Consider the following 26,859-nt stretch of genomic DNA (forward strand, 5'->3'; position numbering starts at 1 on the left):
TGGCATCCTCCGTCACATGCCCCGCCAAGGCTGGCACCCGAAGGCCGTCGCGGTACCCGATTTCATGTCATCGGGTACCGCGACGGCCGCATGTGACGGGACGACCCGTCACGCGTCACACCCGTCACGGTGGATCGTTCGCGCAGGTAGAGCACCGTTTCGAACCCGTCACAGAGCTTGTGACAGCGTGACGGGTCCGCGGGACAGGCTGTGACGGGTCAGCGCTCACCGTCGATCACCTCGCCTTCAATGACAGCCGCGCCCCGCAGACGCTCGGCAACCGCGAGCAGATCGGCGACGGCGTAACCGCGCACCTGCCTCACACCTTCAGCCGTAGCCACGCGGTCCCGAGTCGACCGGCAGCCCAACTCCACCATGTCGCGGCCGAACGTGGTCATCTCCAGCCCCAACGCCTCCACAAGCTCAGACGTGGGAACGAAGTCGCGGCTATCACCTCCGTCCGCTACGTAGTCCACAACGGACGCCAAAGGCTCAGGAAGTTCAACTTCCTCTGCGCGAACAGCCTCTGCTGCCATCGACACTCCGCTACCGATCGCCTTCGCGACGGCAGCGTGATCGAGCATCGGCCGTGCCTCCTGCCCTGCCGCGTGCCCAGTCAACGTCCCCTCTGCCTCACGCAGCCCACGGCCGCGCTCGCACAACTCCCTCCAGTCCTCGTTCGGCATGTAGAACGTGCGCACGGTCAGCGCGAGCACATCGGCGCCTGCCTCCGTCTCGCCGTCCGGCCGCAGGATGCCCACGCCCTTGTGCGACGGCAGCAGTCGACTGCTGTCGTAGCCGCGGGTGTTCATCTGCTCGCCCAGAACGATGTTGCTGTCACGCCAGTCGATGACCCGCAGCGCGAACCGTGAGCCGAGCACCGCGCGCAGCTTGGACGGGATGGTCTTGCTGTCCGGCCGCTGCGTGGCGAGCACCAGGACCAGCCCGGCCGCCGGCGCCTTCTTGGCGAGCCACGTCAGCAACTCGCCGATGTACTCCCCCGCCGTGAGTTTCTTTCCCTGCACCTCAACAGGAGTCCGGTCCTCCAGCGGTAGCTGAACCTCATCGATGAACACGGCCGTGATCGGCATGTCGAGCGCTCGATCACGGGACATGTCCGGCGTGACCTTCGATTCCGGGCACGTGAGGTCGTCCAACTCCTGCATCCGTCGGTAGCGCCCCTGGACCTCACCTACGAGTTCCACGAGCCAGTCAATGAGCGCCAGAACGTGTTCTGTGTCGTCGCCGGACATGAACCGGTGCGCCACCTGCGCCGCTGAAATCCAGTCCTTTCCTGCCTTGAAGTCAGCGACGTACAGCCGTACGTGTGGGTCCAAGATCAAGGCCGCAGCGACCAGTCGAGCAGCCATCGTCTTGCCCTGCCGGGGAATCGCACCGATGAGCAGCGACGTCCACACCAACGGAAGGTCGATCCGCCGATCACGAGCGTCCCGCCCGAACGGCAACGGCCGCCAGGCGTCCCACCTCTGCACGGCGAGCAAGGGCGTCCGCAACGGAGGTGCCGCGTACGGGTCTTCATCAGCAACCCACATCGCCACCCGGCCGGCGTGACCGCCGTTTCCCCGGACTCGTTCCACGATGAGCTGCACCTCATCGACCGCGAGCGCGGAGGCCAAAGCGTCCCGGTTCTTCACGACGTCCGCGGCCTTGCGGGTGGCCGGTAGGTCCACGGTGATGGCCCACCCGTCGCCCTGCCTGGTCGCCCGCTCGACCAGGCGCAGCGTCTCGTCCTTCCCGATCAGCTTCGCGTCCCGGAACGCGTCCACGAGCACCTGAGGGTCCATCGTCCACGTCAACGTGCGCGGTCCGGCAAGCACCGCCTTACGCCCAGGACTGCCGTCCTTCCTCCTACCGAGGACAGCGAGCGCCACTGCAACGACACCGCCACCGATCCACAGCGCTCGGTGCCTGTACACGAGATCGGCGACGGCACCGACGATCGCCGCACCTGCGAGCACGGCCGCGGTGACCTTCCACCGGAAGAGCGTCAGTTCACGGATGTCTCCGAACTTGTCCGCGAGCTTCTCCGACTGCTCGGCTGCCTCCCGGTAATCCCGCACGGTGACCCACGACCGCCACCAGCGGACGGCGACCATCAGGCCACCCACTACCGCCCCGAGGAACCGGAACGGTGAACGCAGCAGAGCCACCACGAGATCCTTCGCGGCCTGCACCGCGTGAACGCGATCCTTCGCCCACAGCGGCACGCGCGGTGAACGCTTCCACCAGTTCATGAACCGGCGCACCCACGTGGCGCGCGGCGCCCGTGGACCGTCGTTCACGAACTCACCTTCGAGCACCGCGCGCACCGGCAGACGCGGGTCCGTAACAGCCAACTCCTGATCATCGGTGCTCATGGCCGTCACCACCTTCGGCGATCTCCGCGGCCAGCACCGACGCCAGCCGTGACGAGAGGCCACGAGAGCACCCGGTAACTTCGCGAACCCACGCTGGACTAACCGTGACTTCAGGCGTCCACAGTTCGCGAGCCTTGGCCAGATAGTCCGCAGAGGACACGCGCGCAGACACTTTCTTGTTGGTGCGCTTGGCCTTCGGCGGCTCAGGCTCCGCAGCGGCGGACGCCAGAGGCTTGACCGCGGGGATCAGCACCGCCTGCTGTTCCGCTTCCGCGAACGCCGCGGTGACGGCTTCCGTGAGCTTGTCCCGCAGGTCCGTGACAGCCTCCGCCGCGACAAACACCACGAGCGGCGGAACGGAGTGCAGCACCACCCCGGACACCGAACCAGTCGCCCACGAGTGCCACGTGTTCATGACGTACGTAGCGGCGAGCGTGAACCACTTCGCACGACGAGTCCACGAACCCGTGCGCACGCGGTACCGCGCCGTCACCTGCTCCGCCCGAAGGATCGCCAGCAGCACCAGCGACACCGTTGGATCGAGCAACCACGCAGCGAGCCACGGCAACGACCACGCCGGCGTACCCGCTGCCGCAAAGCTCTGCACGTTGGTCATCGTGAACCCGAGCCCGAGCACGATCCCCGCCCAGCACAGCCGGTCGACCTCCGCCCGGACCCGTTCCACGCGAAGAGCGACCACGTCCGGATGCGTCGCGTAGGCCCTCAGTTCCGCAGCCTCCGCAGCGTCGGCGGCGAGTTGCTGCGCCGCCGGGGCGGCGGGCAGCCGCCCGAAGGCGGCTACCCCTTCCCGAACCCGAGTGACCGCACTCATCGCCGATCACCCTTGCCACGCGGACTGTCGTAGGACGTGATCGTGAGGGCACGGGTCAGCGTGTACGCGGCGAACAGCGCGGGAAGACCAAGCACCACGAGCAACAACACGGTGTCGCCCCGGTGCGTGATCACCACCCACTGAACCCCGACGATGACGCCGGCCATCACGAGCACCCGCCCGGTGAGCGAGAGCAACCGGGCACCCGTACGTGCTGCGCTCGCAGCGGCCTTCGCCCTACGGGCGCTTGCTCGCCAGATCCACAGCACCACAACAACCGCACCCAGTACCGCGAGAATCTGCGTGGGAGTCAGGTTGATCGTCATGACGGCTCACCGCCTTCACGGCGAGCCCTCCACACGCGGTAGAGCGCGCGTCGATCGTCCTGCGACAGCCCACCCCACACCCCGACCGTCTCCGCACCGGCCGTGCGCAACTCCAGCTCCAAGCACACGTTGCGGATGGGGCAGCCCGCGCACAGCCGCACGGCCAACTCCCGATCGGTCAGGTTCTCGTTCTGCCACTCCGGCTCTTCCTCGTTCGCCCACAACCACATGCAGGCGCCGTCACGCGTCACGATCTCCAGCAGCACGTCATCCGGGACCTTCGCGTAGCGGTCGAGCTCGGCCGCGATCACCTCGTAGTAGTTCTCCGGGTTCACCACGCACCCCCGGTCTTGGCCTCGAACTCGCGAGCAGACCGGCGCTCGGCCGTCATCCGGGCGACGTCAACGACGCTGCCGGACTCCGACGCCTGCCGAACGATCTCCTCAACGGCACGTGCAGGGATCACGTAGCGAGTGCGCAGGCGCACCGCCGGAAACGCGTCCTCCCGGATCGCCCTGTAGATGGTCGCGACGTCCACGCGCAGGATGCGCGCTGCCTCTGCGACTGTGTAGAAGATCGGCGGGTTGCTTCCCGCCACAGCTGAAGTACTCATCAGATGTAGCCCTTTCGAAAGAACTGATTTCTTCTCCGAAAGCGCTGACATTGGCGTTGATTCTTGCCGATTCACCGCCGATGTCAGCGCTAGATCCGCTTTTAGGCGAGATCGCGCGCTAACGTCGGCGCTGAAGGCGGAGCCCGGAGGCGTACGTGACAGAGGACTGGTCGGCAGTCGCGGAGGCAATGAATGCCCGCGCGGCAGAGCTGGCTTTGAAGCAGAAGGAACTCGCGACGAGATCCGGGGTGTCCCTTGCGATCGTCCGCGAGATGCAACAGGGACGAATCCAACGGCGCCGCAACCGTCGAACGCTCGAAGCGCTTTCGATCGCCCTCGACTGGCACCCCCAGCACCTGACCGCGGTGCTGCAAGGAAAGACGCCGCCTGAAGCCGAACCCCTGGTCACGGCCGCGGAGGACCCGCTCGTTCCACTTCTCAACACGATTATTCGAGAACTCCGCGGCCTTCGCGCCCAGGTCGGAGCGCTGACAAATCGTCTCGATGACGGGAGTCATCGAAAGGACTAGGTCGCCTTCGCTGATTTGTTTCGGTGTCGCTGTCATGTGAACAGAAGACAGCCGGAGAGGGGGTCGAAATAATTGCCAGCGGCTATCACGCCGCTTGTTAGGAGGAGTTAGGTCCGCAGGTCACGACCGTTGGGGAACGGGGGGACGTGGCGACAAGGAAGCGCGGTGAGCAGCCTCGATCGAGGCTGCGGGCAGTCCGCGACTCACTCGGATACACGCAGGCGCAGGTGGTCAGGTTCTTCCTGGCGCGTGGGCAGCAGATCGGCAGCACTCAGGCGACAGAGCAATCAATGCTCATCATGATGTCGCGCTGGGAGAATAGCCACGTAGAGGTGACCGATCCTGCCTACCAACGGTTGTTCCGCGAGTTCTACGGACGAACCAACGAAGAGCTGGGCTTCCCGCCCGAGGTCGAGAACCACAGCGCGGAAGAGCTACGCGAACGACTGATCGTCGCGCGCAGCATCGATCCCGCAACGCTCGACATGTTCCAGCGACAGGTCAACGACCTGCGAAGCTCAGACCACAAGTTCGGCGCCGTCGTGGTCCTGGACCAGCTGAACAGCCTCGTGCGCCAGATCGAGGACTACCGCACGTTCAGCGTGAGCTCACGTCACCGTGAACGCCTCGCCGCGATCCTCACGGACGCGCGAACGCTCGCCGGCTGGACAGCCCTCGACAGGGGCTCACAGCTTCAGTCGTGGCAGTACCACGAGGACGCGAAAGTCTCTGCGCGTGAAGCCGACTCGCCACACCTCTTGGCACACGCGGCCGCCCAGCAAGCGGTGATCCTGCTCGACATCGGACAGCCTGCCGAAGCCGTCGAACTACTGGAGTACGCGCGGTACGTCGCGGAGAACCGCGCACCGTCGCTGCTCCAATCATGGCTCGCCGCGGCACACGGCGAAGGGCTCGCCGCTGACGGTCAACGGGACGCTGCGCTGCGCGCGTTCGATGACGCAAGCGCTTTGCTGCCAGCAAATCCCGTCGATCCCGAGATGCCCTTCCTGCTCCTTAACGATGGGCAGCTCGTGCGTTGGCGCGGCAGCTCGCTTCTCCGGCTGGGGGATCAGGACGCGATCAACCAACTTGAAGCCGCAGTTCGAGGTCTTGCCACGCCCGGACTCAACGCGGTGCGCGGTCAGACCAACCTCTATGTGGATCTTGCGTTCGCATACGCCGCTGCCGGCGACAGTCGGGGAGCACTCAGGTACGCGCGTACAGCACGACAACTCGCGTCCCGCATCAAGTCCGATCGCCAGCAACGGCGGCTTGCAAACCTCGAACTACCTGCTCCCAGACGAGGCCCCAGCACGTGAAGCTAGGTAGTACAACAGCGGCACAATCGCCCCAGAGCCAAGCACCTCGCCGCGACGAACCAGGTCAAGAGCGCGATCAACCGGAATCCACTCGATGCGCGCTGCCTCCTCACCGTCCGTCGGCTCCCCGACCTTCTCAGCCGCCCGCCAAACATACGCATCGACCGGTGAATCGATAATCCCTGGCAACGGCTGAAATGTACCAATGTGTTCCGGCTCACCGATTGGCTTCCAGCCGGTTTCTTCCACAGCTTCACGGGCCGCAGTGACCTCTGGCTCTTCACCCTCTTCAACCAGGCCACCAATTAGCTCGTAGCCCCACTGGTCAACAGCGAACCTGTATCGCCAGAGTGTTAGTACTTCATCGCGCTCATTCACGAGAAGCGCAACCGCTACGTGGTCAAGCCGCACTACATGGTGCTCAAACCTACTGCCATCCGGCGGCTCGACGTCGACGAGATCAACTTTGACCCACCGATTGTCGTAAACCGACCGTCGACCATGCACTTTCCATTTCAGTTCCTCAGGTGGCTCCGTCACTCCGAGAGCGTACTAGGCGCAGAGTTACGAAACCAGGCGAACAGGCGATACACAGTGTGCCACTAGGTCATCACCGACTCGCTGGCGAGCTAGCAGCCTGGACACCCGACACCCACAGAAGAGGTCTCGTCCGATGAACGACGAAACGCGCGCATTGTTCGAGCGACCGCCTCTGTACTTGGTGTTCTTCCCTACAGGCAAGAACGCCGAAAACCTCTACTCCGCTCTCGCATACGAGCAAGTAACAGCCGAAACGGGCGTTACGGCGCCACACGGGTTCGACACTGATGTGGCCAAGATACTCGCATCGCTCTGGTATTGCCTGCATCTTCCAAACACGTTCTACCAGCTCATTGACATACCCGCATTCGATCTCATCAGGAGCCAAGCGCTTCATCTCGACCACCATATCAAAATCATCCCAATCGGAATGATCAATGGCGAGCAAATCAAGAATCTCACAAGCTCGTATGTACCGACGCTCGCAATATGCCTAGACGAAGATCGCGATAAGGTCAGTCAGGAAATTGAAGGGCTTGACTTCCTCCTCCCGCTGAAGACTCAATCCGAACTAAGCCAGGAACTACTTGACCATCACTGGTCCGAACTTCACAAAAAGCTTGTTCCAGAGCGGGAGCCTCTAGAACAGTCGATCAAATTGACTCGAAGAATGGACCTTGCGCCGGCGGATCTTCCGCATAAGTTTCTTGCACGCCAAATGCATTTCGAGGTTGACCCTCCAGAGAATGATGAAGACAATCGGCTCCACCTCACGCTAAACCTTCAACTCATCACGGCAGCAACAGCACGGATGGAAGCAGACTCAGTACCAGAAGAGAAGCACGAGGAACTCATCAAGAGTTACATAGCCCGCGAGATCCAGGATCTGCACTTTCCGGTCACTATTGCGCTGCCCGGAGTTCCCGCCCGGTATCACCGGATCGCATTTGACCGCAGCTTGCACGAGCGAATCGTTCCACTCGCGGCAATCGACGCCACTGACACCTGGTCTACAGATATGGCAGAGCGTTCTGACTCTATGATCGAGAGAGCCACCATTGAGCTCCTCGCCACACATCAATCGATCGCCCGCGGTGGAGTTGGGCTGATGCTAGGTAGTGTTCCTCAAGAAGCCTTTGTCATTCTATCGCAGATCGAGCAACATTTCGTCGACGCTATGCGTTCTAGACGTATCCAGGGGATCAAAGTCTGGAAGCTGCTTGAAAGACTAAACGCCGCCACGGCCTCCATTTGGACCGAGCCCCTCATCGGCGCAGTCGCTCGCGCTTCCCACATCACCGCATTCACGAACTTTCCAATCGGCCTACTCACTCCACCTGTCGGTTCCTCCCCTTTGCAATGCTGGAAGCCTATTTCATACAGGCCGATACTGCCGTTGACCCGCGCGCTTCAACTGGAACTGGGCCACGTCCTGCCGCGACAGCTTAGGAAAAACCCAAAGATCCTGGTTGCAGAATGCATCGATGACTCTGACCCTGTCGGCAGAGTCTCCAGGGCAGGCTGGAAAGCGTCACAAGAGGGATTGCAAAATTTCGGCTTTGATCTATCAATCGAGATTGCCGAAACTCCGTCAGTCGCCAAACTTCGAGAAGCAATTGACAAGCACAAGCCGGACATACTGGTGATCAGCGCGCATGGCGGCGCAAGCAAAGAGACCAACGCAGCGGGGATCGAGATAGGTGGAGACCTCTATCTCGGCCTAGGGTTGGACCCGCTCCCGCCCGTAGTAATTCTGAGCGCGTGCCAGGTTTCCCCAAGAGGCACGGGCACTGTCAGCATTGCCGATCTTCTCATCCGAGAAGGCGCAACAGCGGTGCTCGGAACACAGGTTCCGGTTGACGTTTTCCACAACGCAATTCTCATGGGTCGGTTCTTCGTCAACATCGCTGCATCACATGCTGCACAGGAAGACAGCTTTGCTAGTCTACTCGACGTATGGCAATACACTCAGGCCGGAAACGCAATAAATGATATCGCACGAGGCGCAAAGGGTTTGCTTTCCTGGCTAGGCGGCGGCACACGGGGCGAGTCCGCCGTATTTGAGTTCATGAACAATCGCGCAAACGGACGACTACGCATGACTCACATATACGAAGACACCGAGAAGGTGCTTGAAGAAATCGCCGTGGAGCACGGAATCGGCGATAAATTCAGAACCTGGATGCGATCCCCGCGCTACGTCCCAGAGTCAATGTTCTACACATTTTATGGATGGCCAGAGCGCGTCTATCTCCGCGATCGCATGTCCCCGCAGACAGCCAAGGATGGCAGCAAGGATCAGCGGGCACAGTCGTCGTGAGTCGCACAGGCACGCCCTCGGCCGGCAAGTCACGCCATGACCTCCAGCCATGGTGCGGTTCGTGGTGCGAACTGTGGCTAAATCGAGACCACGCAGCCCATGGTGCGAGCATGAGCCGACCTATCGACGCAGGTAGAAGCGCGATCCACCCTTGATCAGCACATTCCTAAACCGTGTGTCGCAGGTTCGAATCCTGCCTGGGGCACCACCTTTCGCCGGGTGAAATCAAGCTCTGACCAGCGGCAACGCGGTCAGGGCTTGATCTTTTTGACCAGTCAGCGTCAGCGGGAATCCGCCCCTGTTTGCCGCCGTCTGCGAAACCATCGCGAAACCAGCCAACCCATGACCAGGCCCTTGCCATCCAGGACCAACCAACGCTCGCCGAGAACTCCTGCGCGAGCGGAAGCCTGAGCGCCGGCCCCTACGCGACACCACTTGACCAGATGAGCCCGGACGTCGGCCGCTCGAAGATCTCGAACCATGAGACCTAGCTCGCCAACAGCCCTCCGGTGGCCGGACGTCTCGTCCGGCGCAGACTGAACGAATAACTCTATAAGGGTCGAAAATCGGCCAACACAAACGCTCTAGGAGTCAAAAGTCTTCGTCGAGTATTCGCCGACGTAGCTCTTGCTCTTTCTTCAACGCCTCACGCACCTCTTCTAGACTTTCTTCCATTCGCACTTTTGCAATAAATTCGCGCTCCCTTGTTACCGCCTGAGCCCACACCTGTGACATAAAGCTACCAAAAGCAAAGAGCGAACCGACGATCAACGCAATACCAAGCGCTCGATTGCTCACCCAGAGCACCGTGATGAGCACGCCAGAAACTCCCGCAACGAGGTGCCAGCACACGAAAAATTGCATGATGCGCATGCTGCCAAGCGCGGCACTGAAGCCAACGGGCCTCATCCGAAAATTCCATGACCTAACCGAGTTTTCATGCCTTTCAATCAGAGAAGCATGGCGAAACCACTCCTCAAGCAGCTCCTCGCGCTCAGAGAGTTTTTCAGAATCCCCATTGAGACTCTGTCGATCACGCTTCCCATCGTCACCACTATCCTCGGTCGACTCGTAATCCATTGACCCTCTTAGATATAGATGGCAAGCGGAACAATCTGCACCCAAGGGCTCTTTACTGCCACTTCTGGGATCTTCAGCTCGATATCAGTGTTCGCCATAGAGTTCATCAAAAGCTCAAGCCGCTCTTCGCCAATCAAGCCGATCACACCTCGGCGAACCGTCGTGAGCTTCTTACCCTCGACAACTTCAGCACGCGTGACCTTGCCGAGCACCTTGAACTCGCCGCCGAGAAGCGACGCTTCAACCTCATCCGTAAAATACTCGCGACTAGCAGCAAGCACCGCTCGAATTTGCACGCCGGCGATAGTCATTGGAAGATCGACAACTTTCGACTTTCGAACATCCTCAGCCACTACCTTGAAGATCTCATCCATGTCGATGATTTCTCTGTCCGCTTCCTCTCGCACCTCGTCCTCAGACAGAGACTCATCATCTTTGCGTATTTCCATCCGTTTCTGCTGGAGAAAATACGGGCGAGCATCCTCGTAAAGATCCGCGACTACATCCATCGGATTCTTCTCAATGACCCCAGCGCACTCAATGAGCGCTCCAGGCTGCACTTTCTGGAGGTCTTCAATTGATGTCACAACCTTGATAAGCTTCGCTTTATCGAGCGTCGTTCGCAATCGGTTGAAGAGCGAAGCCGCAGTGTGCTGTCGAACGAACTTGCTTTCGGTGGTTTCCTGATTATTTCGCTCATGCGACAGCTTTCCGGACGCAGAGAGATTCAAGCCAAGCAAGCTTGCAACACTTGGCACAGCCCCCGATGCGGTGCCTTCGCCGGTCGTCTTCCGGATGCGGTCATACTTCTGCGCCACATCACTTGAGAACGACACCCCATCATCGATGCTCGCAAGAAAGTTAATCAGCATCGGCGTGTTGAGATAGGTAGGGTGCACCAGGTCGGCAACCCGGCAGACCGATTCGATCGGCTTCTTCTTGCGCTTAAACATGCGTCCTACTTCCGGCGCGAGATTGGTGTCACAATCATACATGCAACAACAACTACCGCTGATGATCAAGAACGGCCCGTCTAAATGACCGCAACGCGTTCAGCCCCCTGGCTCGCACTCAACCAGAGGGCCGCATCGAACAGTGCAGCTACGCCGCATCAAATAGTCGCTCGATCGTCGCGTTGATCGTCTCTCGCTGCCCATCGATGCACTTTGCGTAGATCTTGAGTAGCACCTCAACCGAATGTCCCGCCCGCTCCGCGACCTCTGTTGCAGGCACACCTCCGTTAAGCCAGAGCGACACGGCCGCGTGCCGCAGGTCGTAAGGCCGAGCGGCGAGCGGCGAAGCAACCTGTGCCGGTGTGAGCGCGTAGGGCCGCGCGTCCTGCCACACCCTGTAGTACGTCGAAGACGACACCACCCCACCCTTCGGCGACCAGAAGAGCCGACCATCTGTCGCGACTCCGAACCGGTCGACATGGTTCCGAATCCGCTGCACCAGCACCGGAGGGATGGGCACAGGCCGCACGTCCTTCGCTCCCCGGTGCTTCAGCCCGCGCTGATCGTGCACCTCCCCCGAGTCCGTCCATCGCTTCCCCGCAGACGGCCGGGACTCACCAAGCATCAGAAGCCCCCAGCCCTCCTCAGGAAGCGTGCAGTCGTCCAACTTCAGCCCAAGCCCTTCAGCCGGCCGCGCCGCCGCGTAGTAGCAAGTGGCAAAGAACGCTTCGAGGTGCGCGCCTCGATCCGCGTTCCGCCGTCCGACGTACGACACGGCCGTAAGCAGCTCCTCGATCTGCCGAGGATTGGCCACCACACGCGGGTCAACCTGCTCGACCAGCTTCGCGACCTTGCGCTTGATCCGGTTCAACGGGTTGTCCGTGATCAACTCTCGCTCGACCGCCAACGCCAGCAGGTTGAACAGCACTGCCCGCTTCCGCGAATAGACGGTTGCAGCCGCGGACTTCCCATTAAGCTTCGTCGCCAGCGCGTCCAGGACCTCCCGAACCGCCACCGCGTCCGTCATGTCGTACAACGGCCGCGAGTACCGAACCAGCCAGTCCACGACCTCCTGTTGTTCGCGGTCGAGCTGATCGTCACGAGTCGTCGGCGGCAACAGGTGACGCGTCAGCACCCCACGCAGCTCTGTCACCTCCGGCCGGCCAGGCCCGTTCTTCACGAACGCAGCACAGGCAGTCGCCAACGCATCCACCGTGCTGCTCCGCGTCTTCGCAGCTGAGTCGGGCCACTTCATGTCCACGTAGGACTGTGCGAACTCCAAGAATGAGAAGGAGTTCTTCCGCTTCAGCTCCGACAGCGGAAGCCCAGTCTCCACATCGAACTCTTCACCGAGCCGCGCCGCCTTCATCAGGTCGGAACGCCGGTTGATCGCCTGGGCCTTGTTCGCGAACCACTCCGAGTGGCTCTTCTTCTCCGTCACCCACCGGACGCCCCACGGCTTCGGCCGCTTCTTCCCCTTGGCCGTCTTCTTCTTCGTCCAGTCGGCGATCTCCCAGAAGGTGACCTTCAGCGTCGTCTCGCTCATGCGGCCCGCCCGTAGAGGTCGTCCATCCAGTCCAGGAAGTCCGAGCGCCTGCACCGCAGCTCCCCGTTCGGAAGCGGGAAGCAACGAGGTCCCTTCCCCGTCTGCCGCCACTTGTAGAACGTGTCCCGAGAGACGTCCCCGCCGAGCGCCTCCAGCATCTCCGGAACAGACATCAGTTCAGCTATCTCACGCGCCTTGCCGTTCATGATTCCCCCCGTTTACGCAGCTAGATGAGTTGCCGAACTTTCTGGCGGTCCAGCAGATGCGAGCAGCGCGGCCGTGTATTCGGCCTTCCACCTCCGCCGCTCAGCGACAGCGCTCAAGAGCAGATGCGCCCGTGGAGGCACGTTCGGATCACCGGGCTGGACGTTGTTCCAGACGACGCGCTGCGCCCGGTCCTCAGGCTTGATCCCGACGTCCGCGAGCAGTTGCCGAACGAACGTCTTCCGGTCGTGCTTGTGGTCCGCCAACGACTTCCCCGACCACTTCCGCGAAACGAGCACTCGGCGACCAGCCACCCCGAGCGTGGTTCGCTTGTGCGCCTTGCCTTTGCACTTCCCAGGCACCGTGGACAGCCGAGCCCCACGAGGCTGGACACCGTACAGCAGCCACACCGCGCACTGCGGCGAGCAGGGCGTCACGGCCAGCTCCGCGCACAACCGTTCGGCGTGGTCTTCCTGCCGCGCAGTCTGGGCATCGAAGCACTCGTTGATGCTCTTCGTGAGGTACTTCGTCAGGTAGCCGATGTGACGGCCGGCCTCCTCAGTGCCGCCCAAGATTCCCTTGGAGTGCACCTGTACCCCGAACCGCGCCACATGAGCCGGACGCTCGACCTCGTCCAGGGCTTCTTCCCAGGTAGGCAAGGCCCTTCGAGTCTGCGGGTCCACGAAGCCCTTGACCCGCACATCCCAGAACGGCAGCTGATCGCCGCTGTACTTGATCTCGTCATGCTCGGGCCACCAGACCTGGTGATACGTGGCCTCGGTGACCGCCTTCAGCTCCGCCCGCGAGATCGAGCCCCGGACCGCCGCGTGCCAGTGAGGAGCAAGCCGACGCTGTGGCTCGACCGCCGAGAAGTACTGGACCTCCCAGCCGACGCAGCGCCGGAGGTTCTGGACAAACCGATCAAGCAGCGCCGCGAAGTGCACCGCGTCCCGAGCCGCACGGCGGTAGTCGTACTTCGCCGGGTCAACCGGGGTGCCGTCGCTGCGCACCTTGCCGTAGGTGTCGAGCGTCAGCGTAAGGAAGGTCGAGGGCTGGTACTTGCCTCCGAACACCTTGCCCACGGTGCGCTTGCTGACCGGCCGCCGAGGCAGGTTGGGCGCGTCCTGCCGCCGCCTGGTGGACCGCTTGCGCGCGCCCTTGAGCGGAACTTCCAGAGAAGGAAGCGAACCGCGGACTCCGAGTTGCCGAAGTTCGGCGTCGACCTCCGCGACCTCCTCCCGAACCTCCTCCGCGCCCACTTCGTCGCCCTCATCGAGGGCCAGGCGGAAGGCCTTGACCAGGTCAGCCCGGTACTCGGTCAGCTCCCGCTGTTCGTCGCTCGGAGCGTCCGGAGCGAAGTCCGGTTCCTCGGTCAGGTGCCATCCCTCACGACACTGCGCCATCCGCAGACGCCGGTTCTTCTCAGCGCAGGTCGGGCAGACACTCGCGACCGTCGAGCCGCACGGCACTGGCACGATGTCCACGCGCCCGGTGTCGAGATCGATCCGCTCCTTAGCCAATGGCCGGACACAGACGCCGTGTTCCTCAGCCACGGCCCGGACAACGTCGAGCGCGGCCGGCTGCTTCATCCGCTCGGATCGAGTCAGGTACTCAGTCACGCCGCCGCCCTCCCGTCCGTCAGCTCGGGGAACTCGTGCACGGTGGCCGGAGCGAGGTAGGCACCCAGCTCGACCAGGTCCGCATCCGTAACGTTGAAGGCCCGCGCACGCTCGGGTTCGCGCTGCCCGTCCTCCTTGCCCCACGCGACACCGGGCGTGTTCTCGCTGATCTCGTGAGCAGCTGCACCGCGTTGACGGACGCCGTCGCCCAGGACCATGTCCACCTGCACCGGCTCATCGAGGCGCAGCGCCACCCGAGTCGTGAACAGATGCCGGAAACCGACGATCTCCTTGCGCGGGTCCTGGACCAGGCCGACGACGGCGTAACCAGGAGCACGTCCCTGAGAGGTGATCGTCTGGATTGCCCGCGTCGCCCGTTCGCGAAGGTTCCGGTCCGACTGGTAGGCGATCAGGTCCGCCAGCTCATCCACGACCAGGACCGTGAAAGGCTCCCCCGTGCTTCGCGCCCACAGTCGCCGAACGCCCCGGTATCGGGTGGCCCGCTCCTTCACCTCTGCGGCGATTTCTTCAAGCAGGGCAACAGCTTCAGGCCCGTTGTCGTAGACGACCTTCTCGAACGCGTCCGGGCACTGCCCCAGCTCCATCCCTCCCTTGGGGTCGATCCCAACGAGCCGGACCATGCCGGCCTTGATGGCCGGGGCGAGCTGCCAGACGATCGACCACAGCACCGAGCCCTTGCCAGCACCGGGAACGCCGACCACGAGGACCTGCGACCCGAGCAGCCTCAACCGCCAGGGCTTCCCCGTCTCCGTACGACCGACGACGACGCGCTTGAGGTCAACCTCTCCGGGGTCGGCGAGCTGCGGCACCGCAACCGAACGCGCCAGCGGGTCAGCGTGGATGAAGTCGAGCTCAACCACACGAGGCTTCAGCACCCGCACCCGACAGGACCGAGCGTTGAACGAGTGCGCCAGGTTGTCTCGCCGCAACTCCCACTGCTCAGGAGACTGCGCCGGGATCATCCGCACACGCACCTTGTCCCGCCAGCCCTCAGACCGGATGCGGCGCAGCTTCGGAAGGTACTCCTTCCCGCGGACTTCCTTCGTCAGCTCAGCAAGCCGCACCACGGTCCGCCACTGCGGCACGTACACGGTGAGCCGCCGCCACTCAGTCAGCACGCGGTACCAGCCGTGCCGGAGGAACGAGTCCCGGTCGAGGCCGTACCAGACCGCCAAGGCGCACACGAACGACAGCAAGGCGAGCACCAGCGGCGAGAGTCCGAACCGGTGATAGGCAACGTAGCCGCCGAGGCCGGCCGTGACCGCAACCGGTATCGAATGGCCAGAACGACCAACCGCACGACCAGACGGACCGCGAGCCACAGTAGGGCAACAGGCGCGAGCACCAGCTTGACCCAGCCTGGAAGCCATACCCACCAAGGAACCTGCGGACGTGCACCCTCGAACGGTGCGGGATCAACCCAACGGTTTCCCTTCATCGCGCACCGCCAGCGCACCTCGGGCACTGGAAGACGCTTCCCACGCTCGGGATGCGTCCAACAGGCTGGAAAGCCCCCGAAGCGGCGGTGTGCTGCGCCCGACAGGTCAGGCATTCGAAGCCCCGAGCCTGCGCCGCCGTGAGTTCCATCGTCTCCAGCGAGCCGCCATCGAGCATCACGGCATAGCTGGAAACGGTCTGCCTGATGGAGATCATCCGATCCCCGTCTAGCGCACGAATGCGCTCAGGCTCTACGCTCATCGTTGTTCACTCCTGAGTTGGGTGGACAACGCAGGAGCGGCGAGGTTGGTAGCCGGGTTCCGCTCCTGCGTCTCACGTTCTCTCTGCACCGCAACAAGACGTGCGGCATCGCCACGTGACCCAGCAGAGTCACGCGCTCTGTCCAATGAGGACTTCTGCTACTTCTTCGCTGTCTTGTTGACCTTGATCGCCTCCCCCTTCTCGCGTTCACGGTTCGCCCAGTACATGGCCTCGTGGTGGTGGCTGCGATCGGTCTCAGCGACGCGGGCGTAGATGGCGGCGGACCGGAGGTAGTAGTCCTTCAGCACGGCGGGCGCGGACTTGGGATTGGGGAGGAGTTTGCTCAGCACGTCATGTGCCTCGCTCAGCGTTCGAGCCTGCTCAGCAAGGCCCCAGTGCATCGCCTCAACCGCGGACATCAGGATCTCCCTCCGCCAGGGCGTGCCGGCCTTCCTGGCTGCCGAGGTGATCCGCCAGCTTGGAAGCTTCACGCGACAACTCCCGGCAGAACCGCATCAGCACGTCCGAGCCGCCAGGGAAGGGCGGGAGCTGGATCGCGATGTTGACCGGGTCGAGGTAGATGGCCAGCGCCGGAACCTCGGGCGTCACCCGGATCATGGCCGCGCCCGCGTCTTGCCCAGGCGTACAGGTGGCGTTGAACCCCATCACTGACCACCCCGCGCCGCATCGAGAGCCGTCTGCCCCTCAGCCACAGCCTCAGCAAGCCGGGGCAGCGCTTCCGCGTCGACCACCAGCACAGCCGGGAACGCGTTGCCCAACCGGAACTCGACCCGTCCAGCGAAGACGAGCGGTTCCACCCGGATCGGCAGGTTCGCCGTCAGGTGCAGGCGCATCAAATCGGGCACGGATCACGCCGCCTTAGGTGCGGGCTTGGCCGCGACGATGGTCTTCATGCCGGTGGCCCGCAGGCTGTAGCCCAGCTTCGCCCGGCAGCGGTGACGCTCACCGACGTGACCACCACGGCAGCCCTTGTCATCGATCCACGGCGTCACCGTCAAGCCCTCGAACATCGCCGGGCGGATGTCCGTGCCCGGAATCGCCTCCGGCGGCACGGGCTGGTGAGGTGCGGAGATCTTGACCGTGACCGCAGCGTCCGCCTTGCGCTCCGCAGCCTGGTCGATCACCAGGACGGACCACACGAGCTGACCGGTCTCCTTATCCTTCTCCTGCTCAGCGGGGAGCCCCTTGGCGCGCTCCTCAGCCGACTGGAACTTGAGCACGGGCTCGACGCCCATCACGAGCGCGCCCCTCGGAAACACGAAGTCGTGACCCGCCGGGAACCTGCTCCCACCTGTGATCGCCATCGTCGTTCTCCTGACGTTTGTGCCGGTCGGGGCCACTCCCCGACATCTCGACACCTACGACTTTCGACGAATCGAGAGGACGTCAACACCACACAACAGGACAACTACAGACGTCTCAGCTACATTGAAGTCGTCCCTAGTTGTACGGAGGGTGGGTCATGCCGAACCAACGCCTACGGGATGCGCTGCTGCGCAACACTTTGGGCTTCGATGAAGTTGCCAAGGCAACCGGCGTAGACCCGAAGACTGTCGAACGGTGGATCACGCAGGACCGGACGCCGTACCCACGCCACCGGCACGCCATCGCCGCGATGGTCCGCGAGACCGAGACCTACCTCTGGCCGGACGCGGTCGCGCCGGAGAAGAAGAAAGAGATCAACGAGTCCGAGGTCGTGCAGGTCTACGCGCACCGCCACGCGGTATCGCACGACATCTGGGGCCACCTGATCGAGCAGTCCAAGATCAGCATCTCGATCCTGGTCTACGCCGGCATGTTCCTCGTGGACAACCCAGCCCTGATCAAGACGCTGCGTCAGAAGGCAGAGAGCGGCGTCCGGATCCGGTTGCTACTCGGGGACCCGGCAAGCCGCGAGGTCGCGCGCCGCAGCGAAGAAGAGGGCATCGGCAAGACCACGCTTGGCGCAAAGATCCGCAACGCTCTCGCGGTCTACAAGCCGTTGGCCGAAGTGCCCGGCGTGGAGATCCGGATTCACGGGACGACGCTCTACAACTCGATCTACCGGTTCGATGACGAGATGCTCGTGAACACGCACGTGCACGGCTTCATGGCAGCTCACGCCCCGGTCCTGCACCTACGACGGCTGTCCGGCGGCGACCTGTTCGAGACGTACGCCGAGAGCTTCCAAGGCATCTGGGATGGCGCGAAGCCACCGAAGTGGTAGGCAGGTAAACATGGCTCGCACTGATCACTACAACGACCCGAACGCACCGAAGGCGACCAACATCGTCGTGGCGGTGACCGCGTTCGTGCAGGACGAGCACGGCCGGCTGTTGATGATCCGGCGGACCGACAATGACCTGTACTCGATCCCGGGGGGAGCCCAGGACGTCGGCGAGACCATCGGCCACACCGTCATCCGCGAGATTAAGGAAGAAACCGGGATCGATGTCGAACCCGTCGACATCATCGGCGTGTACTCCGACCCCGCGCACGTCATCGCCTACACGGACGGCGAGGTGCGGCAGCAGTTCTCTATCTGCTTCCGGGCACGGTTGATCGGCGGCGAACTGCGGACCAGCGACGAGTCCAGCGAAGTTCACTGGGTAAGCCGCGGAGACCTCGACGCGCTCAACATCCACCCGTCCATCCGGCTTCGGATCGAGCACGGGTTCCAGGAGCGCACGACGCCCTACTTCGCGATGTAGCCGATGCCAGCAGCCTGCAACCGTTCCTCCGTGCGTTCAACTGCTCCAGCCAGCTCTGACTTGGCTTGCCGGATGAAGAACGTCACCAGGTCCTCAGGACCGTACCTCTTCTGAATCTCCTCGATACGATCATCGATGTTGGTCGGCTTGCCATCAGGCGTAGTAGTCATGTCAGCCCACCACAACACGTCGCGCAGGTCTGACGCCTCGTCTACCCACTCCGCGAGGTCAGCAGCCAAGCCGCGGAGCTCTGCTTCCCGGTACGCACACGAGTGATGGGCAACGAGCGCGCATAGACGCCGGGGAAACCCTTGCGCGCGAAGGTACCGAGCGCCATCCAGGGGATGAAAACGGGCCGTCGACAAGCGGCTGACATACCCAATGTCATGCAGCAGCGCGGCCGCCACGAGCAGGTCAGCATCGTCAACCGAGAAAAGAGGCGACGCCAGAGCGGCACGCCTGGCAACACCCTGGACATGCTCCCATCGCCTAGGAAGCTCGTCTTGGAGTAGCTCTCGTGCGACCTGCTCAGCTCGCTCCACCATCGATCCCACGACGGCAGAGTAGCGGGTTAACGCCCCTACGCCGGAGGCCGATAGAGGTAGATAACAGCTTCTGACCGAAGGCAGGATCGCGTGATTCGCAGAGCATCCGCCAGGACCGTTGAGTCCAGCGTGCAATCCGCATGGTCCTGCCTTGATTGGGAAATGAGAATCGGCGACATCAATGACATTGCCGATTGGCACGATGCCCGATCCCTCCGGGAGCAAATCACTCCACATGTACTGGCTCGAATTCATGACGACAACGTCCGCCCAACAGGCGTACAAATCGTCGACTACCCTAAGGACGTAATTAACGTCCGGCCGCTAGCTAGATTTACAATCGACGACCATCTAATCTACAGCACACTAGTATTCCAGATAGCTAGGTCCATAGATAACACGATCGGCCGAGCCGTACACAGCTACCGATGGCTATGGAATGACAATGGATTTCGCGCGCCTGTTCGATCCTGGATAAGGATGCAACGCCGCTGTCGCTCCCTACTCAAAAAAGACGGGACCCTCAAACTCGCCAAAACTGATATCTCATCATTCTACGAGGGAGTCGACCTTGACACCCTTGTCGACGATATCGACTACCTAGATATCGGGAACTACAATCCCGGGCGATTGCGCGGCTTCCTAGATGGGTTTCAAGAGGCCCATCACGCATGGGGGCTCCCCCAAGGACTTGACGCTTCCGGCCTGCTCGCCAATCTCTACCTCACACCCGTAGACGAATACCTGAGACGCAGGAAGCTTCAATACTTCCGATACTCCGATGACATAGACATCTTCAGCAGAGACTGGGAGGAACTAAGAGAGGCCATCTCCGATATAAACAAGATCCTTCGAGCAAAGCGCCTATCGATGTCTGCCGCGAAAACTCGAATCTACGAACCGGACGAAGCCCTACGCAAGTTCGACGACACCGAGAAAGAAGCACTCCAGTACAACATCGACATTGGATCAACTTCATCCCCAGACGAAGTAAAGGCGTTCTTCATCAAGGCATCAGAGGCTGACCCGTTGTCCGCAAGGGATATTCGCTGGTCACTCAGGCGACTGGGCCAATTTGGGGTTGACTATGCGATCGGATGGGCTTTCGACAACCTGGTCAGAAGCCCACATCTAGCACGAACAATATTCGACTATCTGCACTACTTCCCGAGCGAGACAGGGAAAATATCTCGACACCTCTCGAAGCTCGCAAAAGACACGTCATGGCTGAACCCGCACCTAAAGAAGGAGATCTTTAGGTATTTCCTAACCGCGCAGATCGACGATCGTGCCATCCGGGAACTGGCTTGGTTGGCACTTGACGACCAAAACACCGAAACTTTCGTTCGCGAGTTTGCGACGAGATACATCGGAAGAACATCAAAATTCGGTGACGGACCTCGCATAAAACATGCATACGAGTCCGAGTCCAACCTATACATGCGACGAGCACTCCTGATAGCAATGTATGAGTCTCGATACTGCCCGACACGGATGCTAAGTGGCTTAACCAAGGAATCTACACTGCTTCGATGGACCGCGTCGTATCTTCTCCAAGAACCCAAGGTTCCATTGCCCAAGGAGAGCCTCTAGTGCCAACCTCCAGTCAGGCCGACATCCCAGCTACAGAAGCTTTGAGATCCCTGGCCGAAAGCTGTAAATATAACGCTCAGGCATACTTTGAGGCCGCCAAGAGTGCCGAGTTCTGGGGCAAGACGATCGTGTTCATCCCAGCAATTCTTTCAGCCGCAGCCGGCACACTTGTAGCACTCGGATGGGACAAGAGCTGGGGCGTGGCGTCAGCCATGGCAGGACTAATGGCAGCGACCGGTTCGTTCTTGGGCGCGGAACGAAAAGCACCGTCATATAAGGAATCCGCGCGCAAGTATACGACGCTTAAACACGAGGTACAGCTCGCAGTCACTCTCGCCGGCGAGGCAGAGTCGCCCGAAGTCGTACGACAGACCCTGCGAAGCCTCACCGACCAGTACCAAGCGATCGCATCTCGCGACGAGCCCGTACCCAACCGGCACTTCGACAAGGCCAGCAAACGGATCAAGGCTGGCACCGTCTAGGCAGCGCCCTCGACGCCACCAGGCATCCTCAGCTCAGCATACGAGCGCCGCACCGGTGCGACCAGCAGAAACGAACTGCCACCTTCGTGGGTTGCGCGAAATCCAACCACGATCGTGGTAGCGTTTCACGCAACCTGCCAGAAGGGGTTGCCATGACACAGTCGGTCCCCACCTCTGCGACGCCTCCGGACGGCGAACGTCGTCTGCGCGCCTTCGGCCTGTCCACTGACCTCGTCCACACCGCGCTACGTCCTGGACTCTCGCGTGCGGCTAACCGCACGTCGATGGCGCTGCGTTCCACTCCTGGGACCGACGTCTACCACGACGCGATGGAGCAGTTTCACTTGCTGCTCGCCGACGCCGGCTGGCAACTGGTGTACGTGAAACAGCAGCCACGCCTGCTCCACCCGAAGGGCATCCGCTCCTTCACCATCGCTTCTGGCACCAACGTTGCGAATCCCGACCGGCGCCAGCAGCCCCGCACTCGACGCAAAGGCCAAGCGACACGCGATTCGCTGGCCGGACCGCGGGCAGAACTCATGGAGGCGCTGTTTGAGGTGCCTGCAACTCCACAGGATCCAGACCTGGTTGCCACAGCTGAAGCGGCACCGCTGTGGTTGCTAGTCCACGAACGCACAGAGCGCGGTCTCAACCTTGAACTGTCCCGCCCCGCCAAGATGACCTTCAGCGGCGTTGTGACAGAGTGGGACGACCGGATCATCATCGGGTTCTTGGATCTTGACGGGGACCTGTCGATCTTCGACGATCCGGACGATGGCACCGGCCCCTACAACGTCACTGTCGAGCCCCACTGACCGCAACACAACCCACCCCACACATGTTCAATCCATCTCGCCTCAAGGTCGCGCGCCAACGACTCGCGTGGACCCTCACAAGGCTGGCCAGCGAAAGCGGTGTATCACTTCGCTCTCTGACCAGCTACGAGAACGGCAAGACACCTAGCGACGAGATCCTGTTTAAACTCGCGAACACCCTGGCGGTCCCGCCTGAGTTCTTCGAACGCGAGTCGGTTGAACCTGTTCCGGTTGAGGCCGCAAGCTTCCGTAAGCTGAGCAAGACAACTTCGACACGACGTGATGCCGTACTGGCCAGCGCTAGCCTTGCTGTCGAATTCTTCTCAGTGATCGAGCAGAAGTTCAAGCTTCCCGAATCCAGCGTTCCATCACTGGACAAGTTTTCTCCTGAACTTGCCGCCGAGTTTGTTCGCCGCCGATGGAACCTTGGCGACCGCCCCATCACAAATATGGTTCATCTACTCGAATCCAATGGAGTTCGAGTAGCAGCCATCCAGCACTCTTTCGTTGACGTGGATGCATTCTGCTTCATCCGAGATAGCACGCCTTACGTCTTTTTGAACACTTCCAAGTCAGCGGAACGTCAACGCTTTGACCTCGCGCATGAGCTTGCACACTTGGTCCTACACAGCGAGCAGGACATGGAACTGAGCACGTCGAAGGAGCGGGAGTCCGAGGCCAACCGCTTCGCGGCCAGCTTCCTGATGCCTCGCAGCGCGGTTCTGACTCAATCCATGAGAAGCGCCAGCATAGCTCGCATTCTTGCCGCGCGTTCATACTGGAAAGTGTCCGCGATGGCAATGACACATCGCCTGCACGAACTGCACCTCCTCTCAGACTGGCAATATCGAAATACTTGCATGAATTTTTCAGATCAGGGATATCGCTCATCAGAACCGGGGGGCATCATCCCCGAGACGTCTCAGCTACTTCGAAAAGTGATGTTCGGCCCGACAGGGAAAGTGAGCATCCGCGATGCGGCCGCCAGTCTTTCCCTCCACCAAAATGACATCCGCGACTTTGTTCGCGACCTGGTCCCAGTCGCCGCCTAGCTGTAGCACTACGCCTCTACATCACGAAGCTGCCGAATTGGGCTCTATGGGATCAAGGCCGCCGCTGGCGGCACGCTCCGCGCGCACGGCGAACACCTTCCATCCCGGCACTCCCGGCATCCGCTTCGCTGCGCCGGTCGGCCGGGCGGCGCTGCGCGCCGTCCTCCGGCCTTGCCCACGCGACGAGTTCACCCGCAGAGCCATGCTGGCCAGCAGCTCCCTACGAGCGCCGTCAGGGTCACCGCGGACTTGCCGGTCCTGGCGCTCGACTGCCGCGCCGGCTTCGCCGCCTTGCCACCGATCATGAGCACGCGTCGACGAGGCTCCATGTCGACAAGGAGACGGCGCGCCACCAACCCACCCCCGCGAGCATGACGAACGGCCGGCACCGACGCGTCAAGGCTGGAGGGCGTACCTTGACGCGACGGCACCGGCCGCGTGCAGGCTGGGGATCGGGTTGATGGCCGCGAAATGGCAGGACGCGAACCGCGAAACCATCGCGAAACGCGGAACCCAAGCGCCACAACGAAAGCAGCCGAAGCGGCAGGTCAGCGGACGTGATAGGACCTAGGTCTGTCGTGCCTTCCTAAACCGTGTGTCGCAGGTTCGAATCCTGCCTGGGGCACCACCTTTCGCCGGGTGAAATCAAGCTCTGACCAGCGGCAACGCGGTCGGAGCTTGATCTTTTTGGCCGGCGGGCTCAGGCTCCTGAGCGGACGTGCGCGATGTAGGGCTCGTAGGCCGTCAGGTCGCGGTGAGGCTCATAGGTGCTGAGGTAGTAGTAGTCGGCGATGATGTTGGCCTGCTGCTCGGTGTTGAAGTCGGCGAAGGTCTTGTCGCGCAGGCCTTCTGCGCCGCCGTAGTCGTAGAGGCTCTTGTTGAAGAAGCCCGCCATGGCGGTGGGCAGCAGGCTCAGGACGCTGCGGCCGTGCTGGTACTGGTAGGCGTGGGTCAGTTCGTGGACCAGCCAGCGCTCGTACCGCGCCTGGTGTTGCGGTGTGGTCAGGACTCCCTTGGGGAAGGTGACCAGTCTGGGGAGGGTTCTGGCCACGCCGAAGCTGCCCAGCAGGCCTCCCTCGGCGAGGGTCAGGGCGCTGAGGTCCAGGGCGTCGCCGAACACCTTGGCGGCTATGGAGATCTCGGTGGACTCCAGGTTGCGGCGGAAGGCTGGTCGGAACATCGTTGCGGCTCCCGGCTCGGCGACAGAGGTGATGGTAAGCCGGGGTGGTGCCGAAGTCAGTCGGCGGTGAGGCGGTAGCGCATCTCGGCCAACGCCACACCGCCGATGGTCTCGGTTTTCACGAGGCCGTCGGTGCGGAAGCCGAACCGCTCGTAGAAGCGGCGCGCTCGCGGGTTGTCCTCGAACACCCACAGCCCCACGTCGGTCTTGCCCTCGAGCGCCGCCGACGCCAGCGCGAAGCCGAGGCCGGTGTCGTAGGCGGACGCCAGCACGTAGATCGCGTACAGCTCGTGTTCCGCGTCCGGTTCGCGGGACGGTCCCACGCAGGCGAAGCCGACCACCTCGTCGCCGGCCAGGCCTACCCAGACGCCGCCGTGCGGGATGTCGCGCTCCCACATCTCCGTGCTGCGCTCGATCGAGCGGCCGTCCAGCACCTCGTCCGGCACCAGGCCGCGGTACGCGTCCTTCCACGCCTGCACGTGCACGTGGGCGACGGCGGGTGCGTCGGTCACGACCGCTGGACGGACTGTCACGGCTTCCCCCAAGATCGAACGCATGCGGATCATCGTCGACGCGGACCCCGGCATCGATGATGCCCTCGCTTTGTACTACCTGCGCGCGCAACCCGACATCGAAATAGTGGCGATCGGGACGGTGCACGGGAACGTGCCGGTGGAGCAGGCCACCAAGAACGCGCTGAGGCTCGTCGAGCGGCTGAACATCGAGGCGCCGGTGGCCATGGGTGCCGCGAAACCGCTGGCCCAGCCGCTCATGACCGCCGAGGACGTGCACGGCCAGGACGGGCTGGGCGGGTACGCCGGCGACGAACCCGCGACCACGCACACGCAGGAGAGCGCTGCCGAGCAGTTGGCGAACCTGGCTCGCGCACACCCGGATGAACTCGACCTCCTCGCCATCGGGCCGCTCACCAACGTGGCGCTGGCGCTGCAGATCGAGCCTCGGCTGCCGGACCTGCTGCGCAGGGTCGTCGTCATGGGCGGGGCGCTGAACGTGCCCGGCAACATCACCTCCCACGCCGAGGCCAACTTCTGGCACGACCCGGAGGCGGCCGACCTGGTGCTCGCGGCGGGCTTCGAGGACCTCACGATCGTCGGCCTCGACGTCACGATGGCGAGCCACGCGCCGCAGGAGTGGTTGGAAGCGCTCCCACTGGACTGCTATCCGCGGCGGATCCTCGGCTTCTACGCGGACTTCTACGGCAGCTTCCTCGGCAAGAAGGGGTTCGTGCCGCACGACCCCCTGGCGGCGGCGATCCTCGCACAACCACACCTCGCCTCCTACCACGAGGACCGGTTCGCGATCGAGCTCACCGGGCGCTACACGCGGGGCAAGATCGTTGCCGACCAACGGTTCCTCGCCCCGGACAGCCCGTTCGGCCGTGACGTCGCGCCCGAACGCACGAAGGCCAGGTACGCCGTCACGGCCGACCACGCCACCTTCCTCGACCAGCTGAGGCACGCTGTGACACAACCATGACAATTCGCCTACGGGAACCGAACAATCGCCGGGGACCGTAGGGAGCATGAACGTCCACTTGAAACGATGGCTCGTGGTCTCGGGGGCCGCCGTGGTCATCGCGACGGGCGTCGTGGTCGGGGGCTCCTACTGGCGGCTCGAGAGCAACCTCAAGACCGTCGACCTCGCGAAGGAGATCACCCACCCCAGGCCTCCGTCGACGCCGGGCCGCCCCCTCAACATCCTGCTCATCGGCAAGGACGACGGCCGGTCCGACACCGCCATGGTCGTCCAGCTGAACGCGAAGGGCGACACGGCCCGCGTGATCAGCATCCCGCGCGACACGATGGTGCCGAGGCCGCGGTGCGGGAACAACCCTCCCGCCGCGCTCGCCATGTTCAACAGCGCCTTCTCCACGGGCGGCGCCGCCTGCACGGTCGCGACGGTCGAGCAGATGAGCGGCATGCGGATCGACCACTTCGTGCAGATCGACTTCAACGGCTTCCGCGACGTCATCGACCGGCTCGGCGGCATCGACGTCACCATGCCCGAGGCGATCGACGACGAGAAGAGCGGACTGCACGTGCCGGCCGGTCCGACGAAACTCGACGGAACGCAGGCGCTCGCATTCGTGCGCACCCGCTACAGCATCGGTGACGGCAGCGACCTCAACCGCATCAAGAACCAGCAGTTGTTCATGCGGGCGTTGAGCGAGAAACTCGCGAACGAGAACTGGCTCGCGAGCCCGCAGAAAACGCTCGAACTCGCCGACATCCTCACGAGGTCGATCGTCACGGACTCCGAAATCGGATCGATCGCGCAACTGGCCGATCTCGCGGGCAAGCTCACCGCGTTGAAACCGGACGCGATCACCTACGTGACGCTGCCGACCGAGACCTATCTGCCCGACCCGAACCGGGTCCAGCCGAAGCAGCCGGAGGCGGACGCTCTCTGGCAAGCAGCGTGAGTCAGCAGGCCGCGCCCTGCCAGTCATCCGGAACCATCCCCGCGGACCACGGCTGAGGA

The 26,859-nt window shown here is 62.6% G+C and carries 30 protein-coding genes; 11 read left to right on the plus strand and 19 right to left on the minus strand.

The features are described 5' to 3' along the window. Positions 1-218: 218 nt before the first annotated feature. The 5 genes from QSK25_RS27675 to QSK25_RS27695 are packed head-to-tail and all read right to left on the minus strand — an operon-like array spanning position 219 to position 4,200. Positions 219-2,378 (minus strand): FtsK/SpoIIIE domain-containing protein, encoded by a 2,160-nt coding sequence (locus tag QSK25_RS27675; RefSeq protein ID WP_285642544.1) that lies wholly within the window; start codon positions 2,376-2,378, stop codon positions 219-221. After that, positions 2,365-3,210 (minus strand): hypothetical protein, encoded by an 846-nt coding sequence (locus QSK25_RS27680; RefSeq protein ID WP_285642545.1) that lies wholly within the window; start codon positions 3,208-3,210, stop codon positions 2,365-2,367. Before QSK25_RS27680 ends, QSK25_RS27675 begins: the two co-directional genes overlap by 14 nt. Beyond that, entirely contained in the window at positions 3,207-3,536 is a 330-nt protein-coding gene (locus QSK25_RS27685; RefSeq protein ID WP_285642546.1) for a hypothetical protein, read from the minus strand. The genes QSK25_RS27680 and QSK25_RS27685 overlap by 4 nt, the downstream gene beginning before the upstream one ends. Continuing rightward, on the minus strand, positions 3,533-3,871 hold the full coding sequence (locus tag QSK25_RS27690; protein WP_352236421.1) for a WhiB family transcriptional regulator: 339 nt from the start codon (positions 3,869-3,871) through the stop codon (positions 3,533-3,535). Before QSK25_RS27690 ends, QSK25_RS27685 begins: the two co-directional genes overlap by 4 nt. After that, positions 3,868-4,200, minus strand: coding sequence for a helix-turn-helix domain-containing protein (locus tag QSK25_RS27695; protein WP_285642549.1), 333 nt, complete (start codon positions 4,198-4,200; stop codon positions 3,868-3,870). Before QSK25_RS27695 ends, QSK25_RS27690 begins: the two co-directional genes overlap by 4 nt. A 104-nt stretch (positions 4,201-4,304) precedes the next feature. On the opposite strand from QSK25_RS27695, the gene QSK25_RS27700 reads away from it, so the two are divergent. Both QSK25_RS27700 and QSK25_RS27705 read left to right on the plus strand, forming a co-directional pair. Next, on the plus strand, positions 4,305-4,679 hold the full coding sequence (locus QSK25_RS27700) for a hypothetical protein (RefSeq protein WP_285642550.1): 375 nt from the start codon (positions 4,305-4,307) through the stop codon (positions 4,677-4,679). A gap of 227 nt (positions 4,680-4,906) precedes the next feature. Then, entirely contained in the window at positions 4,907-5,998 is a 1,092-nt protein-coding gene (locus QSK25_RS27705) for an NsdA family TPR-like regulatory protein (RefSeq protein ID WP_285642552.1), read from the plus strand. Here the strand turns inward: QSK25_RS27705 and QSK25_RS27710 are convergent. Next, complete coding sequence (locus tag QSK25_RS27710; RefSeq protein WP_285642554.1) at positions 5,966-6,538, minus strand: NUDIX hydrolase; 573 nt, start codon at positions 6,536-6,538, stop codon at positions 5,966-5,968. The two genes, QSK25_RS27705 and QSK25_RS27710, sit on opposite strands and share 33 nt — an antisense overlap. Before the next feature lie 133 nt (positions 6,539-6,671). On the opposite strand from QSK25_RS27710, the gene QSK25_RS27715 reads away from it, so the two are divergent. Continuing rightward, a complete protein-coding gene (locus QSK25_RS27715; RefSeq protein WP_285642557.1) occupies positions 6,672-8,858 on the plus strand; it encodes a CHAT domain-containing protein in 2,187 nt (728 codons plus the stop codon). A 591-nt stretch (positions 8,859-9,449) separates the two neighbouring features. Here QSK25_RS27715 and QSK25_RS27720 read toward each other — a convergent pair. The 10 genes from QSK25_RS27720 to QSK25_RS27765 form a co-directional block, all read right to left on the minus strand. Beyond that, entirely contained in the window at positions 9,450-9,938 is a 489-nt protein-coding gene (locus tag QSK25_RS27720) for a hypothetical protein (RefSeq protein ID WP_285642558.1), read from the minus strand. An 8-nt stretch (positions 9,939-9,946) separates the two neighbouring features. Then, entirely contained in the window at positions 9,947-10,891 is a 945-nt protein-coding gene (locus QSK25_RS27725) for a DUF6414 family protein (protein WP_285642560.1), read from the minus strand. 148 nt (positions 10,892-11,039) lie between these two features. Next, a complete protein-coding gene (locus tag QSK25_RS27730) occupies positions 11,040-12,437 on the minus strand; it encodes a tyrosine-type recombinase/integrase (RefSeq protein ID WP_285642562.1) in 1,398 nt (465 codons plus the stop codon). Beyond that, positions 12,434-12,610: a helix-turn-helix transcriptional regulator gene (locus QSK25_RS27735; protein WP_285642564.1), complete on the minus strand. Its 177-nt coding sequence runs from the start codon at positions 12,608-12,610 to the stop codon at positions 12,434-12,436. The genes QSK25_RS27730 and QSK25_RS27735 overlap by 4 nt, the downstream gene beginning before the upstream one ends. A 45-nt stretch (positions 12,611-12,655) precedes the next feature. Further along, positions 12,656-14,230 (minus strand): replication initiator, encoded by a 1,575-nt coding sequence (locus tag QSK25_RS27740; RefSeq protein ID WP_285642940.1) that lies wholly within the window; start codon positions 14,228-14,230, stop codon positions 12,656-12,658. Between the two features lie 26 nt (positions 14,231-14,256). After that, complete coding sequence (locus tag QSK25_RS27745; protein WP_285642565.1) at positions 14,257-15,486, minus strand: FtsK/SpoIIIE domain-containing protein; 1,230 nt, start codon at positions 15,484-15,486, stop codon at positions 14,257-14,259. Between the two features lie 651 nt (positions 15,487-16,137). After that, entirely contained in the window at positions 16,138-16,398 is a 261-nt protein-coding gene (locus QSK25_RS27750) for an AMED_5909 family protein (protein WP_285642566.1), read from the minus strand. Further along, positions 16,385-16,645, minus strand: coding sequence for a hypothetical protein (locus tag QSK25_RS27755; protein ID WP_285642567.1), 261 nt, complete (start codon positions 16,643-16,645; stop codon positions 16,385-16,387). Before QSK25_RS27755 ends, QSK25_RS27750 begins: the two co-directional genes overlap by 14 nt. Beyond that, positions 16,645-16,845 (minus strand): hypothetical protein, encoded by a 201-nt coding sequence (locus QSK25_RS27760; RefSeq protein WP_090066052.1) that lies wholly within the window; start codon positions 16,843-16,845, stop codon positions 16,645-16,647. The genes QSK25_RS27755 and QSK25_RS27760 overlap by 1 nt, the downstream gene beginning before the upstream one ends. 3 nt (positions 16,846-16,848) lie before the next feature. Further along, on the minus strand, positions 16,849-17,304 hold the full coding sequence (locus QSK25_RS27765; protein ID WP_285642568.1) for a hypothetical protein: 456 nt from the start codon (positions 17,302-17,304) through the stop codon (positions 16,849-16,851). 158 nt (positions 17,305-17,462) lie between these two features. Between QSK25_RS27765 and QSK25_RS27770 the strand changes: the two genes are divergently transcribed. Together QSK25_RS27770 and QSK25_RS27775 are read left to right on the plus strand one after the other, a co-directional pair. After that, entirely contained in the window at positions 17,463-18,206 is a 744-nt protein-coding gene (locus QSK25_RS27770; protein WP_285642569.1) for a DUF5919 domain-containing protein, read from the plus strand. A gap of 10 nt (positions 18,207-18,216) precedes the next feature. Then, positions 18,217-18,690 carry an NUDIX hydrolase gene (locus QSK25_RS27775; RefSeq protein WP_285642572.1) on the plus strand — a complete coding sequence of 158 codons (474 nt, stop codon included), beginning with the start codon at positions 18,217-18,219 and terminating at the stop codon, positions 18,688-18,690. On the opposite strand, the gene QSK25_RS27780 is transcribed toward QSK25_RS27775, so the two are convergent. Further along, positions 18,675-19,235 (minus strand): HD domain-containing protein, encoded by a 561-nt coding sequence (locus tag QSK25_RS27780; protein WP_285642942.1) that lies wholly within the window; start codon positions 19,233-19,235, stop codon positions 18,675-18,677. The genes QSK25_RS27775 and QSK25_RS27780 overlap by 16 nt on opposite strands. Before the next feature lie 162 nt (positions 19,236-19,397). Between QSK25_RS27780 and QSK25_RS27785 the strand changes: the two genes are divergently transcribed. The 4 genes from QSK25_RS27785 (at position 19,398) to QSK25_RS27800 (ending at position 23,177) form a co-directional block, all read left to right on the plus strand. Further along, a complete protein-coding gene (locus tag QSK25_RS27785) occupies positions 19,398-20,828 on the plus strand; it encodes an RNA-directed DNA polymerase (protein ID WP_285642573.1) in 1,431 nt (476 codons plus the stop codon). Further along, positions 20,768-21,310, plus strand: coding sequence for a hypothetical protein (locus tag QSK25_RS27790; protein WP_285642574.1), 543 nt, complete (start codon positions 20,768-20,770; stop codon positions 21,308-21,310). The genes QSK25_RS27785 and QSK25_RS27790 overlap by 61 nt, the downstream gene beginning before the upstream one ends. Before the next feature lie 152 nt (positions 21,311-21,462). Next, complete coding sequence (locus QSK25_RS27795; protein ID WP_285642576.1) at positions 21,463-22,125, plus strand: hypothetical protein; 663 nt, start codon at positions 21,463-21,465, stop codon at positions 22,123-22,125. Between the two features lie 23 nt (positions 22,126-22,148). Next, complete coding sequence (locus tag QSK25_RS27800) at positions 22,149-23,177, plus strand: ImmA/IrrE family metallo-endopeptidase (protein WP_285642577.1); 1,029 nt, start codon at positions 22,149-22,151, stop codon at positions 23,175-23,177. Positions 23,178-23,877: 700 nt separating this feature from the next. On the opposite strand, the gene QSK25_RS27805 is transcribed toward QSK25_RS27800, so the two are convergent. Continuing rightward, entirely contained in the window at positions 23,878-24,357 is a 480-nt protein-coding gene (locus QSK25_RS27805; protein WP_285642579.1) for a hypothetical protein, read from the minus strand. 56 nt (positions 24,358-24,413) lie between these two features. After that, on the minus strand, positions 24,414-24,914 hold the full coding sequence (locus QSK25_RS27810) for a GNAT family N-acetyltransferase (protein ID WP_285642582.1): 501 nt from the start codon (positions 24,912-24,914) through the stop codon (positions 24,414-24,416). Between QSK25_RS27810 and QSK25_RS27815 the strand changes: the two genes are divergently transcribed. After that, positions 24,913-25,854, plus strand: coding sequence for a nucleoside hydrolase (locus QSK25_RS27815; protein ID WP_285642583.1), 942 nt, complete (start codon positions 24,913-24,915; stop codon positions 25,852-25,854). The genes QSK25_RS27810 and QSK25_RS27815 overlap by 2 nt on opposite strands. A gap of 46 nt (positions 25,855-25,900) precedes the next feature. Then, positions 25,901-26,800, plus strand: coding sequence for an LCP family protein (locus QSK25_RS27820; RefSeq protein ID WP_285642585.1), 900 nt, complete (start codon positions 25,901-25,903; stop codon positions 26,798-26,800). Positions 26,801-26,859 lie beyond the last annotated feature (59 nt).

Origin of the sequence: Lentzea sp. NBRC 102530 (assembly GCF_030269365.1) — a bacterium.
Classification (GTDB): Bacteria; Actinomycetota; Actinomycetes; order Mycobacteriales; family Pseudonocardiaceae; genus Lentzea.